This window comes from Sneathiella sp., assembly GCF_029233945.1.
In the GTDB taxonomy this organism is placed as follows: Bacteria; Pseudomonadota; Alphaproteobacteria; order Sneathiellales; family Sneathiellaceae; genus Sneathiella.
In genome coordinates this window covers 1-19,046 of record NZ_JARGOQ010000003.1, presented here as the reverse complement: position 1 = coordinate 19,046, position 19,046 = coordinate 1, and the positions used below count along the sequence as shown (strand labels likewise).

Annotated in this window: 22 protein-coding genes; 10 read left to right on the top strand and 12 right to left on the bottom strand. The window is 54.3% G+C overall.

The genetic code is table 11. The annotated features are described in order from the left end of the window. Window positions 1–21 precede the first annotated feature (21 nt). Both P1U71_RS01935 and P1U71_RS01930 read left to right on the top strand, forming a co-directional pair. Complete coding sequence (locus tag P1U71_RS01935; protein WP_301103862.1) at window positions 22–882, top strand: alpha/beta hydrolase; 861 nt, start codon at window positions 22–24, stop codon at window positions 880–882. Continuing rightward, window positions 857–1,861 carry a threonine/serine dehydratase gene (locus tag P1U71_RS01930; RefSeq protein WP_301103861.1) on the top strand — a complete coding sequence of 335 codons (1,005 nt, stop codon included), beginning with the start codon at window positions 857–859 and terminating at the stop codon, window positions 1,859–1,861. The genes P1U71_RS01935 and P1U71_RS01930 overlap by 26 nt, the downstream gene beginning before the upstream one ends. On the opposite strand, the gene P1U71_RS01925 is transcribed toward P1U71_RS01930, so the two are convergent. The 8 genes from P1U71_RS01925 to P1U71_RS01890 all read right to left on the bottom strand — a co-directional run bounded on the left by P1U71_RS01925 (window position 1,855) and on the right by P1U71_RS01890 (window position 10,328). Beyond that, window positions 1,855–5,529, bottom strand: a complete 3,675-nt coding sequence (locus P1U71_RS01925; RefSeq protein WP_301103860.1) for a hypothetical protein — start codon at window positions 5,527–5,529, stop codon at window positions 1,855–1,857. The two genes, P1U71_RS01930 and P1U71_RS01925, sit on opposite strands and share 7 nt — an antisense overlap. Before the next feature lie 4 nt (window positions 5,530–5,533). Beyond that, window positions 5,534–6,262 (bottom strand): flagellar motor protein MotB, encoded by a 729-nt coding sequence (locus tag P1U71_RS01920; RefSeq protein ID WP_301103859.1) that lies wholly within the window; start codon window positions 6,260–6,262, stop codon window positions 5,534–5,536. Then, on the bottom strand, window positions 6,259–6,933 hold the full coding sequence (locus P1U71_RS01915; protein ID WP_301103858.1) for a hypothetical protein: 675 nt from the start codon (window positions 6,931–6,933) through the stop codon (window positions 6,259–6,261). The genes P1U71_RS01920 and P1U71_RS01915 overlap by 4 nt, the downstream gene beginning before the upstream one ends. Before the next feature lie 182 nt (window positions 6,934–7,115). Beyond that, complete coding sequence (locus P1U71_RS01910; RefSeq protein ID WP_301103857.1) at window positions 7,116–7,817, bottom strand: hypothetical protein; 702 nt, start codon at window positions 7,815–7,817, stop codon at window positions 7,116–7,118. A 14-nt stretch (window positions 7,818–7,831) separates the two neighbouring features. Further along, window positions 7,832–8,311: a DUF6468 domain-containing protein gene (locus P1U71_RS01905; protein WP_301103856.1), complete on the bottom strand. Its 480-nt coding sequence runs from the start codon at window positions 8,309–8,311 to the stop codon at window positions 7,832–7,834. Between the two features lie 7 nt (window positions 8,312–8,318). Continuing rightward, window positions 8,319–9,326 carry a flagellar motor switch protein FliM gene (fliM, locus tag P1U71_RS01900; protein ID WP_367281101.1) on the bottom strand — a complete coding sequence of 336 codons (1,008 nt, stop codon included), beginning with the start codon at window positions 9,324–9,326 and terminating at the stop codon, window positions 8,319–8,321. Window positions 9,327–9,538: 212 nt separating this feature from the next. Continuing rightward, window positions 9,539–10,066, bottom strand: a complete 528-nt coding sequence (locus P1U71_RS01895; RefSeq protein WP_301103854.1) for a flagellar basal body-associated FliL family protein — start codon at window positions 10,064–10,066, stop codon at window positions 9,539–9,541. A 31-nt stretch (window positions 10,067–10,097) separates the two neighbouring features. Then, window positions 10,098–10,328, bottom strand: a complete 231-nt coding sequence (locus P1U71_RS01890; protein ID WP_301103853.1) for a hypothetical protein — start codon at window positions 10,326–10,328, stop codon at window positions 10,098–10,100. A gap of 50 nt (window positions 10,329–10,378) precedes the next feature. On the opposite strand from P1U71_RS01890, the gene flgF reads away from it, so the two are divergent. Genes flgF through flgH form a run of 4 tightly spaced genes read left to right on the top strand, consistent with a single transcriptional unit; the run spans window position 10,379 to window position 13,674 of the window. Then, window positions 10,379–11,101, top strand: a complete 723-nt coding sequence (flgF, locus tag P1U71_RS01885) for a flagellar basal-body rod protein FlgF (RefSeq protein WP_301103852.1) — start codon at window positions 10,379–10,381, stop codon at window positions 11,099–11,101. 15 nt (window positions 11,102–11,116) lie between these two features. After that, a complete protein-coding gene (flgG, locus tag P1U71_RS01880) occupies window positions 11,117–11,905 on the top strand; it encodes a flagellar basal-body rod protein FlgG (protein WP_301103851.1) in 789 nt (262 codons plus the stop codon). Between the two features lie 27 nt (window positions 11,906–11,932). Continuing rightward, the gene (flgA, locus tag P1U71_RS01875; protein WP_301103850.1) at window positions 11,933–12,904 is read left to right on the top strand and encodes a flagellar basal body P-ring formation chaperone FlgA; all 972 of its coding nucleotides are present in this window, start codon (window positions 11,933–11,935) and stop codon (window positions 12,902–12,904) included. Between the two features lie 11 nt (window positions 12,905–12,915). Continuing rightward, window positions 12,916–13,674 carry a flagellar basal body L-ring protein FlgH gene (gene flgH / locus P1U71_RS01870; protein ID WP_301103849.1) on the top strand — a complete coding sequence of 253 codons (759 nt, stop codon included), beginning with the start codon at window positions 12,916–12,918 and terminating at the stop codon, window positions 13,672–13,674. A gap of 74 nt (window positions 13,675–13,748) precedes the next feature. Here flgH and dksA read toward each other — a convergent pair whose 3' ends face one another. Both dksA and P1U71_RS01860 read right to left on the bottom strand, forming a co-directional pair. Beyond that, a complete protein-coding gene (dksA, locus tag P1U71_RS01865; protein ID WP_301103848.1) occupies window positions 13,749–14,165 on the bottom strand; it encodes an RNA polymerase-binding protein DksA in 417 nt (138 codons plus the stop codon). 185 nt (window positions 14,166–14,350) lie between these two features. Further along, complete coding sequence (locus P1U71_RS01860) at window positions 14,351–14,770, bottom strand: flagellar assembly protein FliX (protein WP_301103847.1); 420 nt, start codon at window positions 14,768–14,770, stop codon at window positions 14,351–14,353. Between the two features lie 295 nt (window positions 14,771–15,065). Between P1U71_RS01860 and P1U71_RS01855 the strand changes: the two genes are divergently transcribed. From P1U71_RS01855 to P1U71_RS01845, 3 genes are read left to right on the top strand one after another with little or no spacing between them, the layout of a single operon-like run. Next, complete coding sequence (locus P1U71_RS01855) at window positions 15,066–16,166, top strand: flagellar basal body P-ring protein FlgI (RefSeq protein ID WP_367281100.1); 1,101 nt, start codon at window positions 15,066–15,068, stop codon at window positions 16,164–16,166. Further along, window positions 16,166–16,477, top strand: coding sequence for a rod-binding protein (locus P1U71_RS01850; protein ID WP_301103845.1), 312 nt, complete (start codon window positions 16,166–16,168; stop codon window positions 16,475–16,477). Before P1U71_RS01855 ends, P1U71_RS01850 begins: the two co-directional genes overlap by 1 nt. After that, window positions 16,478–16,951 carry a hypothetical protein gene (locus tag P1U71_RS01845; protein ID WP_301103843.1) on the top strand — a complete coding sequence of 158 codons (474 nt, stop codon included), beginning with the start codon at window positions 16,478–16,480 and terminating at the stop codon, window positions 16,949–16,951. It begins immediately after the preceding gene. A gap of 24 nt (window positions 16,952–16,975) precedes the next feature. On the opposite strand, the gene P1U71_RS01840 is transcribed toward P1U71_RS01845, so the two are convergent. Both P1U71_RS01840 and P1U71_RS01835 read right to left on the bottom strand, forming a co-directional pair. Then, a complete protein-coding gene (locus P1U71_RS01840; protein WP_301103842.1) occupies window positions 16,976–17,344 on the bottom strand; it encodes a flagellar protein FlaG in 369 nt (122 codons plus the stop codon). A gap of 183 nt (window positions 17,345–17,527) precedes the next feature. Further along, window positions 17,528–17,980, bottom strand: coding sequence for a winged helix DNA-binding protein (locus tag P1U71_RS01835; protein WP_301103841.1), 453 nt, complete (start codon window positions 17,978–17,980; stop codon window positions 17,528–17,530). A gap of 444 nt (window positions 17,981–18,424) precedes the next feature. Between P1U71_RS01835 and P1U71_RS01830 the strand changes: the two genes are divergently transcribed. Next, window positions 18,425–19,046 (top strand): DUF2336 domain-containing protein (locus P1U71_RS01830; RefSeq protein WP_301103840.1); only part of this gene is annotated, 622 nt, incomplete at its 3' end.

Genomic DNA, 19,046 nt, shown 5'->3' with positions numbered 1-19,046 from the left:
CAGACAGGATATCTTGAACCTATGCCATTCAAAGAAAATTACTATCCGTCGCCGGACGGCCTGAAATTATATTACAGGGAATATGGATCGGACGAGACCGCCGTCCCTCTCCTCTGCCTCTCCGGCCTGACCCGCTCTTCCCTTGACTTTCATGACTTCGCCGAGCGCTACTCGAAAACACGTAAAGTCTACACCCTCGATTATCGCGGGCGCGGCAGGTCCGCCTATGACACGGACTATAAAAACTATAACCCGCAAACCTATCTCGGCGATATCTTTGCCTTCCTCACCGCAAAAGGCATTGAAAAGGCGCTGTTTGTCGGCACTTCCTTAGGGGGTCTGCTGACCATCGCGATGGCGGGTCTTGCAAAGAATTTCATTGCCGGCGCTATCCTGAACGACGTCGGGCCGGAGGTCGATAAATCGGGCAGCAGCCGTATCCTTGACTATGTTGGAAAAGATGTGCGATTTGTCTCCCTTGAAGAGGCGGCGGCCGAGCAGAAAAGGATCTATGGCGGCGCTCTTCCGGATATCTCGGATGAGGATTGGCTCGGCCAGTCGGAAACAACCTTCATCTATGATGAGGCCGCGAAGAATTATCGCTTTAACTATGACCTGAGCCTTGCCCGTGCGCTGGCGGACCAGCTCAACTCCGAAGAGCAGGTCGATCTCTGGCCCTTCTTCAAGGAGCTTGGAGATTTGCCGGTCCTCGCGATCCGCGGGGCGCTCTCGGATGTGCTGAGCGCGGAAGTTTTTGCCCGCATGCAAGAGGAGGACCCGGATATGGAAGCCCTGACCCTCGAAAACCGGGGGCATGTCCCGCTCCTCAATGAACCGGAAGCCCTCGCAAAACTGGATGAATTCATTGCTCGAGTTCGATAAAACCCCGTCCTATCAATCCGTCCGGGATGCGGCGGCGCGGCTGCGCGGCATTGTCGTGCGCACACCTCTTCTGGAATCCAAGGCACTTAACGAGCGGCTGGGGGCGCGGCTGTTCCTCAAATGCGAAACATTACAGCATACCGGTTCCTTCAAGTTTCGCGGCGCCTATAACACGCTGAGCCGTCTGTCGACAGAGCAGAAAACAGCCGGAGTCATTGCCTATTCAAGCGGCAATCACGCGCAAGGCGTCGCGCTGTCGGCGAAAATGCTCAATATCCCGGCAACCATTCTCATGCCCGAAGACTCCCCCGCCATCAAACTCAACAACACCCGCGGCTATGGCGCGAGAGTTATCACCTATGATCGCTATAACGAGTCGCGGGAAGAAATTGGTGAGAAAATAGCGAAGGACGGCAAGCTTACCCTTGTAAAGCCTTATGACAACTATTTCGTGATTTCCGGGCAGGGAACAACCGGGATCGAGATTGCCGAACAGTTGAAAGAGAAAAATATTCATGCCGATATCTGCGCCGGCCCGGCAGGTGGCGGTGGGCTGATTGCCGGGACCTCCCTCGCCCTTCGTGAGCTGAGCCCCAGAACGAAAATCTACGCGGCGGAGCCAGAAAATTTCGATGATACAAGCCGGTCCCTGGCCGCAGGCGAACCTGTCCAGAATGAAACGAGACAACAGAGTATCTGTGATGCCATCGTGACGCCGACGCCCGGCAAGATCACCTTCGCGATCAACAAGCTAACTCTTTCGGGCGGACTGGTGGTGACGGATGATGAAACCCGCGCCGCCATGCGCGACGCCTTTCACTACTTTAAATGCGTGATCGAACCCGGGGGGGCGGTTGCCCTCGCGGCACTTCTCACCGGCAAGGTCGATATCAAGGGCAAGACGGTTGTCGCCATCGCCTCCGGCGGCAATGTCGATCCGGCGCTCTATAGCGATATCCTGAAAGAGGGCAATCAGTAGGTCGCCCAGAAATTCCCGTTTTGCAGCTTCTCGCGATAACCCGCCATGAAGGATTCCAACTGGCCCACTCTGGCAATCACCGTTGCCCGCTCCCGGAACTCGGTTTCTGACGGATCATTTTGTTCCGTGATCAGATCGAAGGCGGCCTGATCGGGCGTCCCTTCCATCAAGCCCGCATATTTCTGGCGTAAGTTACGGATACCATTCTTATCGTTAGACAGATTATGCGCAACGGCAATCTGCATGACCCGCTGCCGGTCGAGCCGGGCGACCTCTTCATCCGTGCTGTCCCCGCTTCTTCCGATCAGCTTTTCAATTGCCGGGATGGCCCGCGCCCAGTTACGCGACTTCCAATGAACTTCAGCACGAAGCTCGTCCGCTTCCACGCTGCTGTCACTCGCGATCAGCTGCAGAGCCTCTTTGTAATGCTGCAACCCCGCCTGCGCCCGCGCTTCGATATGGATGCGCTCCTTCCTCTCCTCAGGCGACAGCTGACGCCAGCGCGTATCATAGAGAACACGCATGGCTTCTTCCGGCTTGTCATTCCAGAGATGGACAATGGCTAGCTTCGTTCCCGCCTGGGCTTTCGCCAGCCCCTTGAGACGGAAATTGACCTGATGCTCCAGCAGCTGTGCCGCCTGCTCCAGAAGATCGACCCGCGTCAGGCGGTCGGCCAGAATCTGGATCATCTTGTCCCCGCGATCCCCAACCGGCGTCAGTTCGCGATACTGATAATAGATCGCCAGCGCCTTGACCGGCGGGAGCTCATCGGCAGCCCCTTCCAGGAACAGTTCCGCGAAGAGATTATTCATCTTACGCCCGAGGTCCCGTGAATAGGGCGACTCCGGGAAATGCCGGACAATCCGCTTATAGGTTTCAAGCCCGTTACCGATCTGGCCGGTCGCGACATAGAGATCGCCAAGGCGTTTTTGCACCTCAACCTCCTGCTCATCCCCGCGCCAGGCGAAATCGAGCTTTTCAAGCTCGGCAATCGCCTGTTCCGGCGTGATCAGCTTGGCCACAAGCTCGACGTTGACCTTGTTAAAGCGCGCCCTCTCCGACACCGGACGGTAGTCGAGCTTCACCGCGTCGGTAAATTTCGCCGCTGCCGTCGGAAAATCGCTAAGTTGCAAGGCCAGAACCCCTTCCAGATACGCCTTTTCGGCCTTCTGTTCCTTCTCATCAGGTGCTTTCACAAGATCGAGCACTTGCTTTGCCTTATTTACATCGACATTCTCGAGGGCCGCGCGCGCCTGAAGCAGGCGGAAATGATCGCGCCATTTTGGCTCATACACATCGAAGGCAGGGGCGGAATAGTTGAGTTCCTGCGACGCCCGCTCCCAATTTCCAAGACCGGCAGAAACCATTCCGCGCCAGGGGGCAACCTCGACATCGCCTTCAAAATCATCATGATAAAGATTACGCGCTGCCGCCTCATAGCGATGCATTCCAAGTTCGGCAAGACCGGTCAGGAGCCGGTATTCCCGATCCTTCTCAATCTTCGGATAGCTCCGGATCAGCTCGGCCAGCACACCGAATGCCTCGGCATGGTGGTCATGCGCGACGTAAAATTTCGCGAGCGCCATTTTGGCCCGGCGCTTGTCCTTTTTCTCTGCTGTCGTCGCGGTATTCTGCAGTTCCTGCTTGCGGATCGTGAAAAGGAGCGGATTCACTTGCCGCCACTCCTTCAGACGTACAAACTGTGCCGCGCCAATTGCGGGCGTCGGATAGATTTCCTCGCCTGGTTTTTTCGGAACCTCCTTTGGCTCCTGCGGTGCCGCGAATTCATTGGAAACGGCCGTGACCGCAAGTCCGTTCTGTTCATGGCCGATCCGGATATCCGCAGTCGTGGATTTAAGCGCTACCCCCTGAATAGTGGACAGGACGGTAATGCTGTTGAAGATATGCTCCGCCTCAACTCCCCAGCCCGAGCCGTGCAATGGCATCGCCACAAGCTCTTCGTCTCCGGTGGGATCCTTGAAGCGAATTTCCTTGCCATTATTCACGGCCGGAATAAAGGCGCGAAATTCAGACGCCGAGATGCCCTGCGTCTGTACGCCGAGTGGATGAGTTATGACCGGCGTCGCATCAAGCTGGAAATCCACGTACCATTCTTCGTTTACCTTATGAACCTTCGGGGCATATCCATCACGGAAGTTGAAGCGGAGCAATGTCGCACTGTCATGATCAACTTGCCGCGCACTGGAGACCAGAAACTTGTAGGGGCCGGAAAGGCTCTTGAAATCCGCCTTGGATATCTGGTCAAAAACGACCCAATGGGCGCCACCGGATTCAAACATGGCCATGGCCGCCGGTTTGTCCCACGGAAAGATAAGACGGAAGCCATCCTTTAGATTGGCAATTTTGATTTTCAAGCGGGGCCCTTCCGGCACGCCAAGGGGCTCGGAGATAACCTGCTTTGCTTCGACTATTTCGACCGGTTCTTCCCCGGCATCCTTGATGACGAGAGGTTCTGCTTTTGGAACTTCAACTTTCGCAGCTTCTTCTTTTTCCTCGACTTCCGGATCCAGCACGATGGTCGGGCTGATGGCGACGATAGCCGAGCCTGATCCTTGTCCCGAGGCGGGCGATACATTGCTGAGAGACTCATCGCTGTCCGGCGTCGTCAGTTTGACCACATTCGAGTCGGCAATCGGTTTTGGCGCGGGCAGTTCCCGCGCGGTGTCTTCCACCGGCTTTTGCACAGATTTTTTCACGGGTGCAAGCGTCGCTTTTGCTTTTCTTGGCTCCAGGTTGACGACAGGCAATTCGATAACAGGCCCTTTCAAGACAGCTTTTGCCTCTTTTGCGGGGCTTACGGTTTCCGTTGCAGCCGTGTCGATTTTCGCGGGGTGTTTTTCCTTTACCGGCTCGCTGACCTTCGCGGTTTTAACGTTCTCAGGCGCGGGCACTACTTTTTCCGGTGCAGGCTTCGCCGTCACCTCGCCTTTTTTGATGTCAAAAACGATACTTTTCTCATTTCGAAAATTGCTCGCGGTGCTACCAGGAGACATCTGGACGGAGACTTCCGTCTTACCATCCGCATTTGAAAGAGAAATAGATTTCGCAAAATTAAGCGGGTCGTTGTTGAATGCTTTTACGTCCATCTTCGCCAGTGCATCAAAAGTGACTATTAACCGATCACCGCTTGTGCGGCTGCTATAACCAGTCGTCGCTGTTGGCCAGTCAAAGACGAGACGGCTAAAATCCGCGTGATCGCCTGCCCGCAAGCGGACCGGCACGGCGCCGCTTGGCGTCTTTTCAATGGCGGCTGCCGCCGTTTTTTCAAGCTCGACAATAACCGCGTTATCCTCCAACCGGGAGGCGACGCGCACCGCGTTTTTGAGCGGGAAACGAACGGATTGCTTCCCTTCCAGAAGCTCGCCTTGACCGACATACTGCGCGAGCGCCGCAGAGGCCGCGGAAAGATCCGTATCAAAAGGCTTCGTGAAACGGATATAGAGATATCCCTCTTCCTGCTCAGTGGTGAATTCCGGTGCCGCGTCCCAGTTGAAAACCAGTCGCCCGACATTTTCCTTGTCAGCTGCCGTCACCGTAACCGGCGCGGCGGCAACCACATCGCTGATCAGAAGCGCGATAACCAGCGCCGCCAGTAATAGCGATTGCCCCAGACGATGCCTAAACCCATGATTGATAACGCGGTTCATACTCTTACTTCCCTCGACCCTCAGCCTCACGCACGACGATGTCCACCCGTCGCGCCAAAGCATATTTTCTATCCTTGTCGTCCACAAAAATCAGTTCGCTAAAGCGGGAATCCGCCATGCCGTAAACCCGGATCGGATAGTCATATCCCGAGTGTTCCAGCTCATTCGCCACCGACAGCGCACGGGCAAGCGACAGCGCCCAGTTATTCGGATATTTCGCCGTCGGAGAGGTGATCGGGTCCGGGTCCGTATGACCATAAACCTCCACCCGGTTATTGATATGACGAAGCGTATTGCCGATCATGTCGATCACCTCGACAACTTCGCCGCCTTCTTTCTCCGTTCCCGGCTTGAAGAAATCCCATCCGGCAAGGGAAATGACGAGGCGGTCGTCGGCGCGGAAAATATCGACATTCGCGAGAAGCTCGCTCTGCTGTTTCTTGCCGTTCAGAATATGCTCCAGATAGGCGAGATCGATGGCTTTCGGCTCATTGATCATCGCCATGTTTTTCTCTGCTTCGCCCGTCTTGGTGACCAGATCGGTGATATCGCTCATCTTGTTGCCGAAAGTTTCGGTCAGGGTCTGCCAACGATCCACCTTGATCTCGCTCATCGAAAAGAGAAGCACGAAAAAGGCAAGCAACAGCGCCAGCAAATCGGCGAGCGACGTCATCCAGGCTGTACTGGTCCCGGTGTTCGGCGATTTTTCGTAGCTCAAGCCGAGAATGCTCATGGCGCAGCTACCTCCGGGCGAAACTGGAAGGTAAGTGACGGACGCAGGAAGAAGCTGAAATGAATAAGCCCGGCATCCCCCGCGGCCACACCAATCGAAATATTGCGTGACGGCACGCCCGCCTCCATCAGAAGCTGCGAAAGATAGCTGATCCGCTGCGCCGCAATATCATCGGAGATATTCGTGAGCTCAGGCAGCTCAATCCCGGAGCCGATAAGAATTTCAAGGTCGGTTGCAATGTTATTGTTTCGCGCAATCAATGTCGCGGCAACATCCTCAAGGAAAGTGCCAAGTGTGTCACGCAGCTCAAGGCTGCGATAAGCAAACAACTGACGAACCGGGACGGAGAATTGAAGCCGCGTTCCCCCTTGTGTAAAACGGGATTCAACGAGCGGGACTGCGGTTTCAAACACATTTTTGAGTTTTGCATGAAAAGCCTGCGTGCCCTGCTCCTCTCCGGAGAGTTTTTTCTGCCGGTCCGCCGGGGTATCCCGGGAAAGGCCGGCAAAGGCGATATTCACACTGCCAAGAACCGTCCGGACACGCTCCTCCTGCAAAACGGAGACGGAATGCAGGAAAATGAAGAAGGCAAGCAGCAGCAGATAGAGCGAGACAAAGACAACGGCATTGGCGTTTTTCTCAATCGCCGGGCCTGCCATGGGCGCACTCATGTCGATTTCCACCGATATTTTATTGTCCGTTCCAGTCACCCGGTTACCTGCCTATCCATACAGCTGCGCATCGTCAGCACTCCAAGATAGGCAAATTTTACCCGGCATTGGTTAATCAGCGGTAAAGAAGAGATTTAATTTCCGCGAATTTCAATAATGATAAAAAGAGCTTAGCCGGTGGCTTAGCTCTTGTCGTCTTCCTCCCCGGGAAGCTGGCGGCGGGTGGCCAGTTCAACAGTCAGCATATTCGCCCGCTTGCTGTTCATCGCCGCAAGGATGGGCGCCATTTTCGATTCCTTGATGCTGCTCGCAACATCGATCAGGATGTCCATTTCAAGCTCATTGAAAATGCGCGCCGCATCTTTGGGCTTCATCTTCTCATAGATCTTGACCAGGCTCTCCATTTGAGCTTTTTCCTGCTCATCATGCATTTTAAGAAGAGATTTAAGAGTTGCCTCCATCTCTTTTAATTTGCTGATCTTTTCGTCAATACGCGATTCTGTCGCCTTGAGCAGATTATCCCGCATATCTATCTCTTCACCGCGACGATCCAACTCCGCCCGGCGGTCAACCAGACGCTCCAGAACCTCAATCTCGCTCTTTGAGAACTGTCGTGTGCCATTCGGATCCACCGAAGCAACTGCCGTTTCCTTGACGGCTTCAACAGCCGGGGCGCTGTCTTTCGCCGCGTCCATTTCCCCCTCTTCGGTTGCGGCCGCTTCTTCCGGTTCGGCTTCCTCAGTCTTGCTGCTGGCCTGCGCCGTCGCCACATCGACATCAAAAAGAACACCCTGCGCGTCCGTCCAGACGGCGCTCAGCTTGAGGCCGAATATCAGAACCAGCGCAACGACTGTTATTGGCAAAATGCGAATATGTTTCATCATGAAAGGACCCTGTCTCAGCTCGATTTAGTCAGCATGTCAAAAAGCTCTTTTTCCGCCTCGGTGCGAAACTTCGCCGGTTCATCTGTCGGACGTGCGGGCACGACGTCTTCATCGTCGAAAAGACCGGCAGGATCATCATCATAAATGCCCGTTATTTCCCGCTTAGACGAGGATTCCACCCCCTTCTGGAGCCGATCCGCAATGCGCGTGCTGGACGCGTTGATAAGTTGCAGCTCTTCGATAAGTTCCTTGGCCTGCTTGATTTCGGCGTTGAACTGTTTCCCGGTTGTCGCCGCCAGCAGTTTCAGCTCATCCACGCCGCTTTTCGAGCGAATGAGTGCCTTGTCGAATTCTTCCGTCAACTGGCGCAACTCCGCATGGGCATCGCGCATGGTGGACAATCGCTTGTTCAATACTGCGCAATAACCGATCGTCGCCAACAGCAAACCGACAAGAAACAAGTTAAGTAAAAAATCGAGGGGGAAGTTTTCCATATTTATTCTAACCCATTGGTCTGAGTGACTTATCAACCTTAACGGCGATATTCTGGCCGGAGCGTCCCATCTTGCCGGAAACCATCGAGATTCCCCCGCAGCGCAGGATCGTCGGACTGTCCGGCGAGGCGTTGAACATGACCGTATCGCCGATGCCGAGGTTCAAAACCTCATCGAGAGACATCTTTTTCTCGTCAAGGACGGCTTGTATATCCACTTCAGTTGACCAGAGTTCGGTCGCCAGATGGTTTTCCCAGATGCTGTCACGGCCGAATTTTTCGCCCATGAACATCTGCAGGAGCAACTCGCGCACCGGTTCGAGCGTGGCGTAAGGTAAGAGCATTTCAATGCGGCCACCACGATCTTCCATATCGATACGGAGCTTGATCAGGATTGCCGCATTGGCCGGTCGCGCAATCGTCGCAAAGCGCGGATTGGTCTCGATCCGCTCATGACGGAAGGTGACCGGGCTCAAAGGCTCAAACGCGCTGGTCATGTCATTGAGAACGACAGATATCATCCGCTCCACCAGATTGCGCTCAATTGTGGTATAGGGGCGGCCTTCAATGCGCATCGCGGCCGTACCGCGGCGTCCGCCGAGCAGAACGTCCACGATCGAGTAAATCAGGGAACTTTCGACCATGATCAGGCCAAAGTTATCCCACTCTTCGGCGCGGAAAACGCTCAAGATCGCGGGCAGCGGAATGGAGTTGAGATAATCGCCAAACCGAATTGAGGTAATGTTATCGAGGCTGACCTCCACATTATCGGAGGTAAAATTGCGCAGCGACGTCGTCATCATCCGGACAAGGCGGTCGAACACGACCTCCAGCATGGGAAGACGTTCATAATTGACCAGCGCGGAGTTGATGATGGCCTTGATGCCGGAGTTTTCGCCCCCCTCACCACCGTCCATGTCAAAGCCGAGCAGGCTGTCGATTTCATCCTGGTTGAGAACGCGCGTGCTGTGGCCGCTCATCTCGGCAGCGGAAGCTTCGGCGTCTCCGCCCTCCATCGCGGCGGCCATATCGTCATCACCTTCAGCGCCCATTGCTGCGGCCATATCCATTTCGCCGTCGTCTTCAGCAGCCATTGCGGCGGCCATATCATCATCGCCACCGTCGCCGTCAGCGGCCATCGCCGCCGCCATGTCCATCTCACCGTCGTCTTCGGCGGCCATCGCAGCGGCCATATCCATTTCGTCGTCTTGATCAGACATAAATTTTCCTACTGCACCAGCATTTCTTTAAACAACACGTCATTCACCTTGACGGGCGCGACCGAGCTATTGATCCGCATCAGCAACTCTTCTTTGAGACGGAAGACACCCTGGGAGCCATTCAGGTCTTCTTTCCGGAGTTCGCGCAAATAAACCTGAAAATTATCCATGATCCGCGGGATCAGAAGTTCCAGATCCGTAATCGTGGCTTCATCTTCCAGCTCCAGCGAAACGCCAAGCTTCAAAAAGCTGCTTGAGGAACTCCCGGAATTGAGATTGACCAGCATTTCCGGCAGGTCATAGAAAACAACTTTCTTGTTGACCTCTGCGGCTTCCGCGGCGATTTCCTCTTCTGTTGGCTCGGGCGTATCGAACACACCGGCGAAATAAGCTCCACCCGCGCCGCCGCCCACGACAAGCAAGGGAAGCAGTACAAACAGAACCAGAACCTTACCGCTAAGCTTTTTCTTTTTCTTCTGCTCGCCGTCTTCTTCCTGATCGGCGTCCAGCGCCTCGTCTTCTGTCTCGTCAACCATTGTTCGTTCGTACCCTCAACGAATTGGACCTTTAACAATAGGCCACAGAGTAGGCCGCTTTGGTTAACAAGAGGTTGAGAACAACCAATTCTTTTTGCGGAAAGCCGCAATTTATTTGGGAAAATGGCAATCCGCCGGTGCCCTGCCCAAACCAGGTGGGAAAAAATTGCCGCCGGCGGCCGTATTTACACCCTCGGCTTCCTGATATTTCCGCCATCCGAACAATCAATCCATTGTTTTTATTGATATTTTTTTCTGGCATGGGGTCTGCATATAACAGGGCAGATCAATTTGTGCCAGAAAGGCAGAGATATGGAAAACGCAGTTTTTATTGGATTGTCACAGCAGATGGCGCTGAAACGGCGCCTCGACATGACCGCAAACAACCTTGCAAACGTCAATACGACGGCCTTCAAGAGCGAGCATCCCTTGTTCGAGGAATTTCTGGTTGAACGTGCGAACCAGGATGACGTCTCCTATGTTCAGGATTACGGCAGCTATCGCGATCTGCGCGAGGGCGAGTTCACACATACGGGACGGCCGCTTGATCTTGCCATCAGCGGCGAGGGTTATTTCTCCATCGAAACAGACGAAGGCATTCGCTATACGCGCAACGGCAGCTTCCGCCTCGATCCTGACGGAAATGTTGTCACCATCAATAACGAAGCCCTGCTGGACGAGAACAACCGGAAAATCACCATAGACCTCCAGTTCCAGGAAGTTTCCATCGCACCGGATGGCACGGTTACGACAGCCCCGGGACAGACGGCAAAGATCGGTCTGGTCAAATTTGAAAATCCGCAAATTCTGAAGCAGGTCGGTAACGGCCTTTATGATGCCGAAGATTTCCGGCCCGAGGCTGCGGTTGATGTCAACATCATGCAACGCACGTTGGAAAAATCGAATGTCCAGCCAATTCTGGAAATGACGGCGATGATCGACATCATGCGGGCCTATCAGTCGGCCCAGCAACTGCTGGATTCAGAACATGACCTGCAGATGAAGTCCATCGAAGAAATGCCAACACTACAGTAAAGAAGGAATAAGTTAATGCGAGCACTCGGTATTGCCGCCACAGGTATGTTGGCCCAGCAGCTTAACGTGGATGTTATCTCCAATAACATCGCGAACATGACCACGACCGCCTTTAAGCGCCAGCGCGCGGAGTTTCAGGACCTACTCTATCAGGATATGGAACGGGCCGGCGCGGCCTCTTCGGATGCGGGTACGATTGTCCCCGCCGGTATCCAGATCGGTGTCGGCGTGAAAACCGCTTCCGTCTACCGCATCACGGAACAGGGTGGCCTGGAAGCGACGGGCAACACCTATGATCTCGCGGTTCAGGGCGAAGGTTATTTTCGTGTTCTCCTCCCGAGCGGGGATGAAGCCTACAGCCGGGCAGGTTCATTTCAGTTGAGCCCGACAGGTGAAATCGTGACGCAGGACGGCTTTACGGTCATTCCGAGTGTCACCATCCCGCAGGACGCGATCAGCGTAACCATTAACCCGAGCGGGGAAGTGGAAGTCCAGATCGACGGTCAGGTCGATCTGCAGACCGTGGGACAGCTTGATCTTGCCATCTTCTTCAACGAAGGCGGCCTGCAGCCTCTCGGCGACAGCCTTTACCAGGAAAGCACAGCCTCCGGCGCGCCGACCATCGGCGTTCCCGGCTCCACCGGCTTTGGCACCCTGCGTCAGGGATATCTTGAAATGTCCAACGTGAATGCGGTTCAGGAAATCACCCAGCTGATCAGTGCCCAGCGCGCCTATGAGATGAATTCGAAAACCATTACCGCCGCCGATGAAATGATGTCGGTTACCAACCAGCTTGGTCGATAGAAACTTTCTAGAATGAAAGAGATTGCTATGAAATACATTGCCCTCATACTCACCCTGGTGATCGCCCTCACCGCACCGGCAATTTCGGTCGCCGGCGAGACGATCACTCTCCGCCGCGATATCACGGTCGAAGGGGAACAGATTACCTTGGGCGATCTGTTCGTCGGGGCCGGCGACAAAGCCGGGCAAGTCATCGCACCCGCGCCCGCGCCCGGCAAGTCAACGGTGTTCAAGGCTGTCTCCGTCGCGCGCTATATTCATGCGGAAGGGCTTGACTGGCGCCCGGCAACCCCGATCCGGCGGATTTCGGTGCGCCGCGTGGGTTCCAGCATCCCGCCGCAGGTCATAACCGATCAAATTCGCGCGGCGCTGGAGTATGAGCTGGATCTCGACATGTTCGAAATGAACCTCGCCACGCAAAATCTGAATATCCAGATCGCTGCGAACCAGCCGCAAACAGTTTCGGTTGAAAATCTTTTCATCAATCGCGAAAGCGGTCAGTTTGTTGCCGAAATTCTCGCCCCGGCCAATTCAGAAAATGGACAGCGTGTCCGACTGAGCGGACAGGTGCATGCGCAGATGATGATACCGGTCCTCAAACGCTTCAAATCCGCAGGCGAGGAAATCCGTGAGAGCGACATCGACTATAAGGCCGAGCGCAGTAGCAAGGTCGGTCGCCAGGTCGTGACCGATGCCGCGCTGCTGATTGGCAAGAGCCCCCGGCGCTCCGTCCGCTCCGGCCTGCCGATCAATATGAGCAACCTCGGTGATCCGGTGCTGGTCGAGAAAGGCAAGCTGGTCGCCGTTATCCTGGAACAGGGAGGTATGTATCTTTCGGTTACGGGCCGCACCCTGGAATCCGGCGGCGAGGACGATGTCATCCGGGTTGAAAACATCAACAGCCGTAAAGTCATTCAGGCGCAGGTGATCAGTGCACAGGAAGTGCGTATCCTCACCCGGCAGCCGCAGCTGGCATCCGCCAGCGATATCAAGAATTAGAGGAGCTTTCCATGACGAACCGTCTTACATCCATTACCCGTCTCCTGATGGTGGTCGGACTTGGGGTTGCTCTGTCGGGCTGTAACTTCTTTACCCGCCTTGCCAATGTCGGCAGCGAACCGCCGCTATCCCAGATCGAGAATCCGGTTGCCCAGAAAGGCTACCAGCCGGTGTCCATGCCAATGCCGCGCCCTGAACCCGTGCTGCAGCAGGCAAACTCACTCTGGCGGCCGGGCTCCAAGGCCTTCTTCAAGGACCAGCGGGCAAACCAGGTCGGTGATATCGTAACCGTGCTTGTCGAGATTGAAGACAAGGCCACGCTGAATAACTCCACCGATACGACGCGGGCCTCCTCTGAATCCGCCGGTTTCGCCGGATTGCTCGGGCTGGAAACCCAGGTCACCAAGGTCCTGCCGGAAGGAACGAGCGCCGATGCCCTTATCGATCTTGGCAGTGATCACAGCGTCAGCGGATCCGGTGCCGTCAACCGTAATGAGACCATCAATATGGAGATTGCCGCCATCGTCACCCAGATTCTCCCCAACGGGAATATGGTCATCGTTGGCCGTCAGGAAGTCCGGGTGAACTTTGAAAGCCGTGATCTCTCGGTCACCGGCGTTGTCCGGCCGGAGGATATTACCTCCTCCAACACGATTGAATCGGCGAAGATTGCCGAAGCCCGCATCGCCTACGGTGGCCGTGGTCATCTCACCGATGTCCAGCAGGGCCGCTACGGTCAGCAGCTCTTCGACATCATCTTCCCCTTCTAGGGAAAGCCCAAAACAGAAAAGCCGGTTCATAATCGAACCGGCTTTTTTATTGTCTTATCTCAGCGTAAAAAGGCTTAGTCGTCGCGGTAGCTTTTCTCGCGGCGTTCATGCCGCTCCTGCGCTTCCAGGCTGAGCGTCGCGACCGGGCGGGCTTCCAGCCGCTTGAGGGAGATCGGCTCCCCCGTCTCCACGCAATAGCCATACTGACCTTCATCAATTCGGCGCAGCGCCGAGTCAATCTTGCCGATCAGCTTGCGCTGCCGGTCCCGGGTACGGAGTTCCAGCGTCCGCTCCGACTCGGTCGAAGCACGATCCGCAATGTCCGGTTCTTTCACTGTTTCTTCCTGCAAACTCAGGATTGTCTGGCTCGCATCGGCAAGTATTTCGCTCCGCCATTTCAATAATTTGGCGCGAAAATATTCTTGCTGGCGAGAGTTCATAAAGGGCTCGTCCTCGGACGGGCAATAGTCATCAGGAATTTGAACGTTCATTAAGCGACTCCAGTTCCCACATATCGAATGTCTCAATACGGACATCCAAAAAATTAACGGCAATAAATATAAGATCGCGGCTTTATTGGCAACAACCTATTCCAATATGAGAAGATATTTATGAAGGCCTTATGAAAATCAACGGGTTATAAGGGGGAAATACGTCGCCTGACGGGCGAAATCCGTCAATAGCCGAATTTAGCGAGCTCAACGGCGGCCCGCACCTCGATATCCTTGACAATCTGCTGCAGCGCCGGATCGGCCCCTGACACATTATAGCCCGACAAGGTTTGCTGTAGCTGCTTGAGCTTGTCCACAGACAAGGACCCCATCAGTAGTCCATCGCGGATTCCCTCCAGTTTTTCAAGAAGGTCATGCCCCTTGTCCAGCGCCCGCTTGTTGCCTTTCGGCAATCTGTCATCCACCCCCTGCAAGGCGACCAGCGCATCGATCGAGCCAATGGGAGAGGAAGAAGAGACGCCACCGCCAGCCGTGGATTCCACCGCGTCGCTTTCGACGGAAAATTTTGCGCCGGATTTTTGCGACGACTTGCCGCCTTTGCTGCCGGATGCCGCAGTTGCCCGGCCTGATCCGCCCACTTTCATATTAGAACCGTTACCCCGTCACATCTGAAATGACAAATATTGCCGAATTCCATTCTCAAGGGACATTCTTTCCCGGTCAAGGGGGAAGATATTGCCTTCTTTTCCTGAATTCCAGCGGTTTTCATTATTTTTTCTATATATATCAATACATTAAACGGCAAATAAACTGGCACGTTTTTCGCTTTATATTTATCGAAATTAGAAAATTTTGGATATCGAAGAACGGAATTTATTGATGGCCTTGAAATTAGTCCAACATATCGCGCGGCAATCGAAGGCAAAGGCACGGCATCTGATGGCGGCATTTGTCGCGCTCAGCTGCCTGTTCTGGTCGTTTGACGCAGCCAACGCCGCCTCTCGCGTGAAGGATATTGCCGAGTTCGAAGGTATTCGGGATAATATTCTGGTTGGCTATGGCCTTGTCGTCGGGTTGAACGGCACCGGCGACTCCCTGCCCAACTCCCCCTTTACCGAACAAAGCCTGACCGCCATGCTGGAACGCCTTGGCGTGAACACCAGCGGTGAAACGCTGAAGACGAAAAACGTCGCGGCGGTGGTTGTTACGGCCACCCTGCCCCCGTTTCAGCGCCAGGGCACAAAAATCGATATCGTTGTGAGTTCCTTAGGCGACGCCACCAACCTGATGGGCGGCACGCTGATCGTGACCCCCCTGATGGCAGCGGACGGTGAAGTCTATGCGGTCGCACAAGGCACGCTCACGGTGGCCGGATTTGCGGCTGGCGGCGCCGCGGAAAGCATTACCCGCGGTGTTCCGACAACGGCCCGCATCGTAAACGGCGCGATTGTCGAGCGGGAACTCGGCTTTGATCTCGCATCTCTTACAAGCCTCAGGATTTCCCTTCGTAATCCGGATCTGACAACCTCCCGCCGGATCGCCGGTGCCATTAACAAATATATCGGCCAGCCGGTTGCGGAACCGACCGATCCATCCACTGTTGTTCTTAACCTGGCGGGCAGCGAGCGCGACAATATGGTCGATCTATTGGCGGATATTGAGCAGTTGCAGGTCAACCCCGACCAGACAGCGCGCGTCGTCATTGACGAACAGTCCGGCATTATCGTGATCGGCAGCGAGGTCAAGGTGGACACAGTCGCCATTGCCCAGGGCAATCTGACGGTGCGCATTACCGAGACACCGCAAGTCTCGCAACCCGCTCCCTTCTCCGAGAACGGGGAAACCGTTGTTGTCCCGCGCACGAATATCGAGGTGGATGACGACAGCGACAAGAAGCTGACCATCCTGAAAGAGGGTGTGCGTCTTCAGGATCTGGTGGACGGGCTGAATGCCCTCGGCATCGGTCCCCGGGACATGATCTCCATCCTTCAGGCAATCAAGGCCGCAGGTGCCCTGCAGGCAGATATCGAGTTAATGTAATGAACAATATTCAACCGACAAACCCTAACTTTATCGTCGATCCCGGCGCGACCGGCAAGAATGGCCGCGCAGGTGAAGACGAGAAAATCAGGCAAACCGCCATCGAGTTCGAGGCCTTCTTCCTCAGCCAGGTCCTGAATTCCATGTCATCCGGCCTGGAGGTCGACAAGACCTTCGGCGGCGGCGAATCCGAGAAGATGTTCCGCTCCATGCTCAACGATGAACATGCCAAGGCCATGAGCCGCAATAACAGCGTCGGCATTGCCGATGCGGTGTATCGCGAAATGCTGGCACTGCAGGAGGTAAAATAGATGACCGTAGAAACCGAGAAAAATGGCCCTGTCCTGATGGGTCCGGATGCCCTCGCCCGATTGATCGCGCGATTGAGCGACATTCTTGAGCAGGAAAACAAGCTCCTCCATGAGAATGACCCGGAAGGATTCAAGGCGACTCTGAACGAGAAAACCCGCCTGATCGCGACCTATAACCAGCAGATGTCCTTGATGAAAAAGAACCCGGATGCCTTCAAAAGCTTTCCCAAGCCGGAAATCGACCATCTGAAACAGACGAGCGAGAACTTCTACGCCGTTCTTGATCGCCATTTCCGAAAGCTGTCCACCGCGAGAACGGTGACGGAAGGCCTGGTGAAATCTGTCGCTGACGAGATCGCAAAAAAGAAAGCGCCACCGAGCGCCTATACATCCCGCGCGGCCGTTGCCAATCCTTTATCGAACAGGAATACGCGCGCGGTAAACGGCGCCATTGCCATCAATCAGGTCATTTAGGAAAATTAAGGGTGGGCGCGGCTGTCAGACTTCGCTGTTGACGGCCAGACCCTGAAGTTCGCGATAGTAAGCAACACGCCGCAGGACATAATCGCCGGGGAACTGTTTCAGCACTTCGTCCGTATTACGATCAATAAGACGATAGACATATCTGCCGCTGTCTTTGTCCTGATCGATTGAAAAGCGGCCGGAAGGATAATTCGAATCAGTAAAGAAACCGCCAATGGCCTCCTCCGCGCGCTTTATTGGATCGGCAAAATCTGCGTCCGGCCCAGTCGATACGGAAGTATCCTCACGCGTGTATTTGACCACATTGCTCCGGTTCACAGCCGGCGTGCCGGTCTGTGACGTGGAAGGTATCGCGGTTTGTTTTCCGAATGGGGTTACGTCCATAACGCAACTCCTCTCCTTCAGGGCTTAAGTAACGTCAAATATCTTTTTGCGGCGAATCACAAGCCAAAAAGCTAGCTTAAAATTATTAACAGAAAGTAAACTCCGCAACTCATCCCACCTTGGGTAGATTTGTTGCACAGAAATACTGGGTTTTTTGGCCTGGATGGGGAAAGATTGAGACTGCTATTGCGTGCCGTACTGGATATAATCCGTCCAGATTCGCTCAATCTGTCGTAAATGCTTGCGGGTCTCGGCAACATCGGGCGCCGGATTGGAGCGCGCCAGAAGGTCCGACTGCTTCTGTTCCACCACAGCCAGTTTTTCGACCATATCAAGCCCCTTTTCAGAGAGCTTGATCATCGTTGCGCGCCGATCGCGTTCCGATTTCTCCTGAAGAAGATAGCCCATTTCGACAAGCTTTTTCAGATTGTAGGACGCATTCGACCCCTGATAATATCCACGGGACATAAGCTCACGGACATTAATCTCCTCATCACCGATATTGGCAAGCAATAGCGCCTGAACGGCGTTGATGTCTGTAATCTCCATAAGTGTCAGCTCGGTCCGCAAAACATCGAGAAAACGGCGATGGAGCCGCTCAATCAACCGGGTGAGCTCATGATAATCTTCAGTCACATTATTTCCTTAAAATCAACGGGTACACGCGTTATTGAAAAATTATACTCTCGGAAATTCGCCTCATTCTGACCTGACAATCTTAACGAATTGTAAAATGTTAAAAATTCTTGGCGAACAATAAGAGATATCGACATAAATCCTTCGAAAATCGTCGCATTCATGACGGTTTCTTTAATTGCACGGCTTTCCTCCATACCATACTAAGGTAGAATAGTGCACCCATTCGCGGCAAAAATATGGAGCCCGCCACAGCTTTAGAGCAGAACAGGCTTCACAATTAACGGGAATTTAATGTCACTGTATCATGTTGAGGCGTTAATATCGACTTGTACGGGCAGAGAAATCGTCTTTACGGTTTTGCCGGACCTGTCTGAATTGACCGCTATGAAGGAAGCCGGTTATCACAATAAGCCGCTATGGTAAGATGGAAACGGAAGTGACATGACTGAAGGTCAAGATGACGAACTCGCCAGACTGATTGCCCTGTCGAAAGACAGTAGCAAGCGTGGCCGCCGTCAGCTCTTCAATAACATCAGCGATCTGTTCCTGCAGGACGAAGAGCGCCTGAGCCAACAGGAACACGCCCTTATTGTCAGTATCCTGACCAAACTTCTCTCTGAGATTGAAACGACGCTGCGCCAGAATTTGGCGGAAGAACTGGCGGACCATGAAAATGTTCCCCATGGGTTGATTACGCTGCTTGCCAATGACGAGATTGAAGTCGCGCGCCCCATTCTGTTCAAGAGCCATCTGCTCGCGGAACCCGATCTGATCGAAATTATCCAGAACCGCGGGAAAGAGCATATGCTCGCCATCGCTGAACGGGACGATCTGAACACGACGCTCAGCGATATGCTGATCAGTCATGGCGACGAGGATGTGATCTCGCATCTGATCGAAAACGGCGACGCCAAGATATCCCGCAATAGCATGGAGTATCTGGTTGAGGAATCCCGCCGCATCGACCGCTTTCAGGAACCGCTGATCGCGCGGCACGACATTCCTTCTGATCTTGCCCATAAGATGTTCTGGTGGGTATCCGCGGCGTTGCGCCGCCATATTC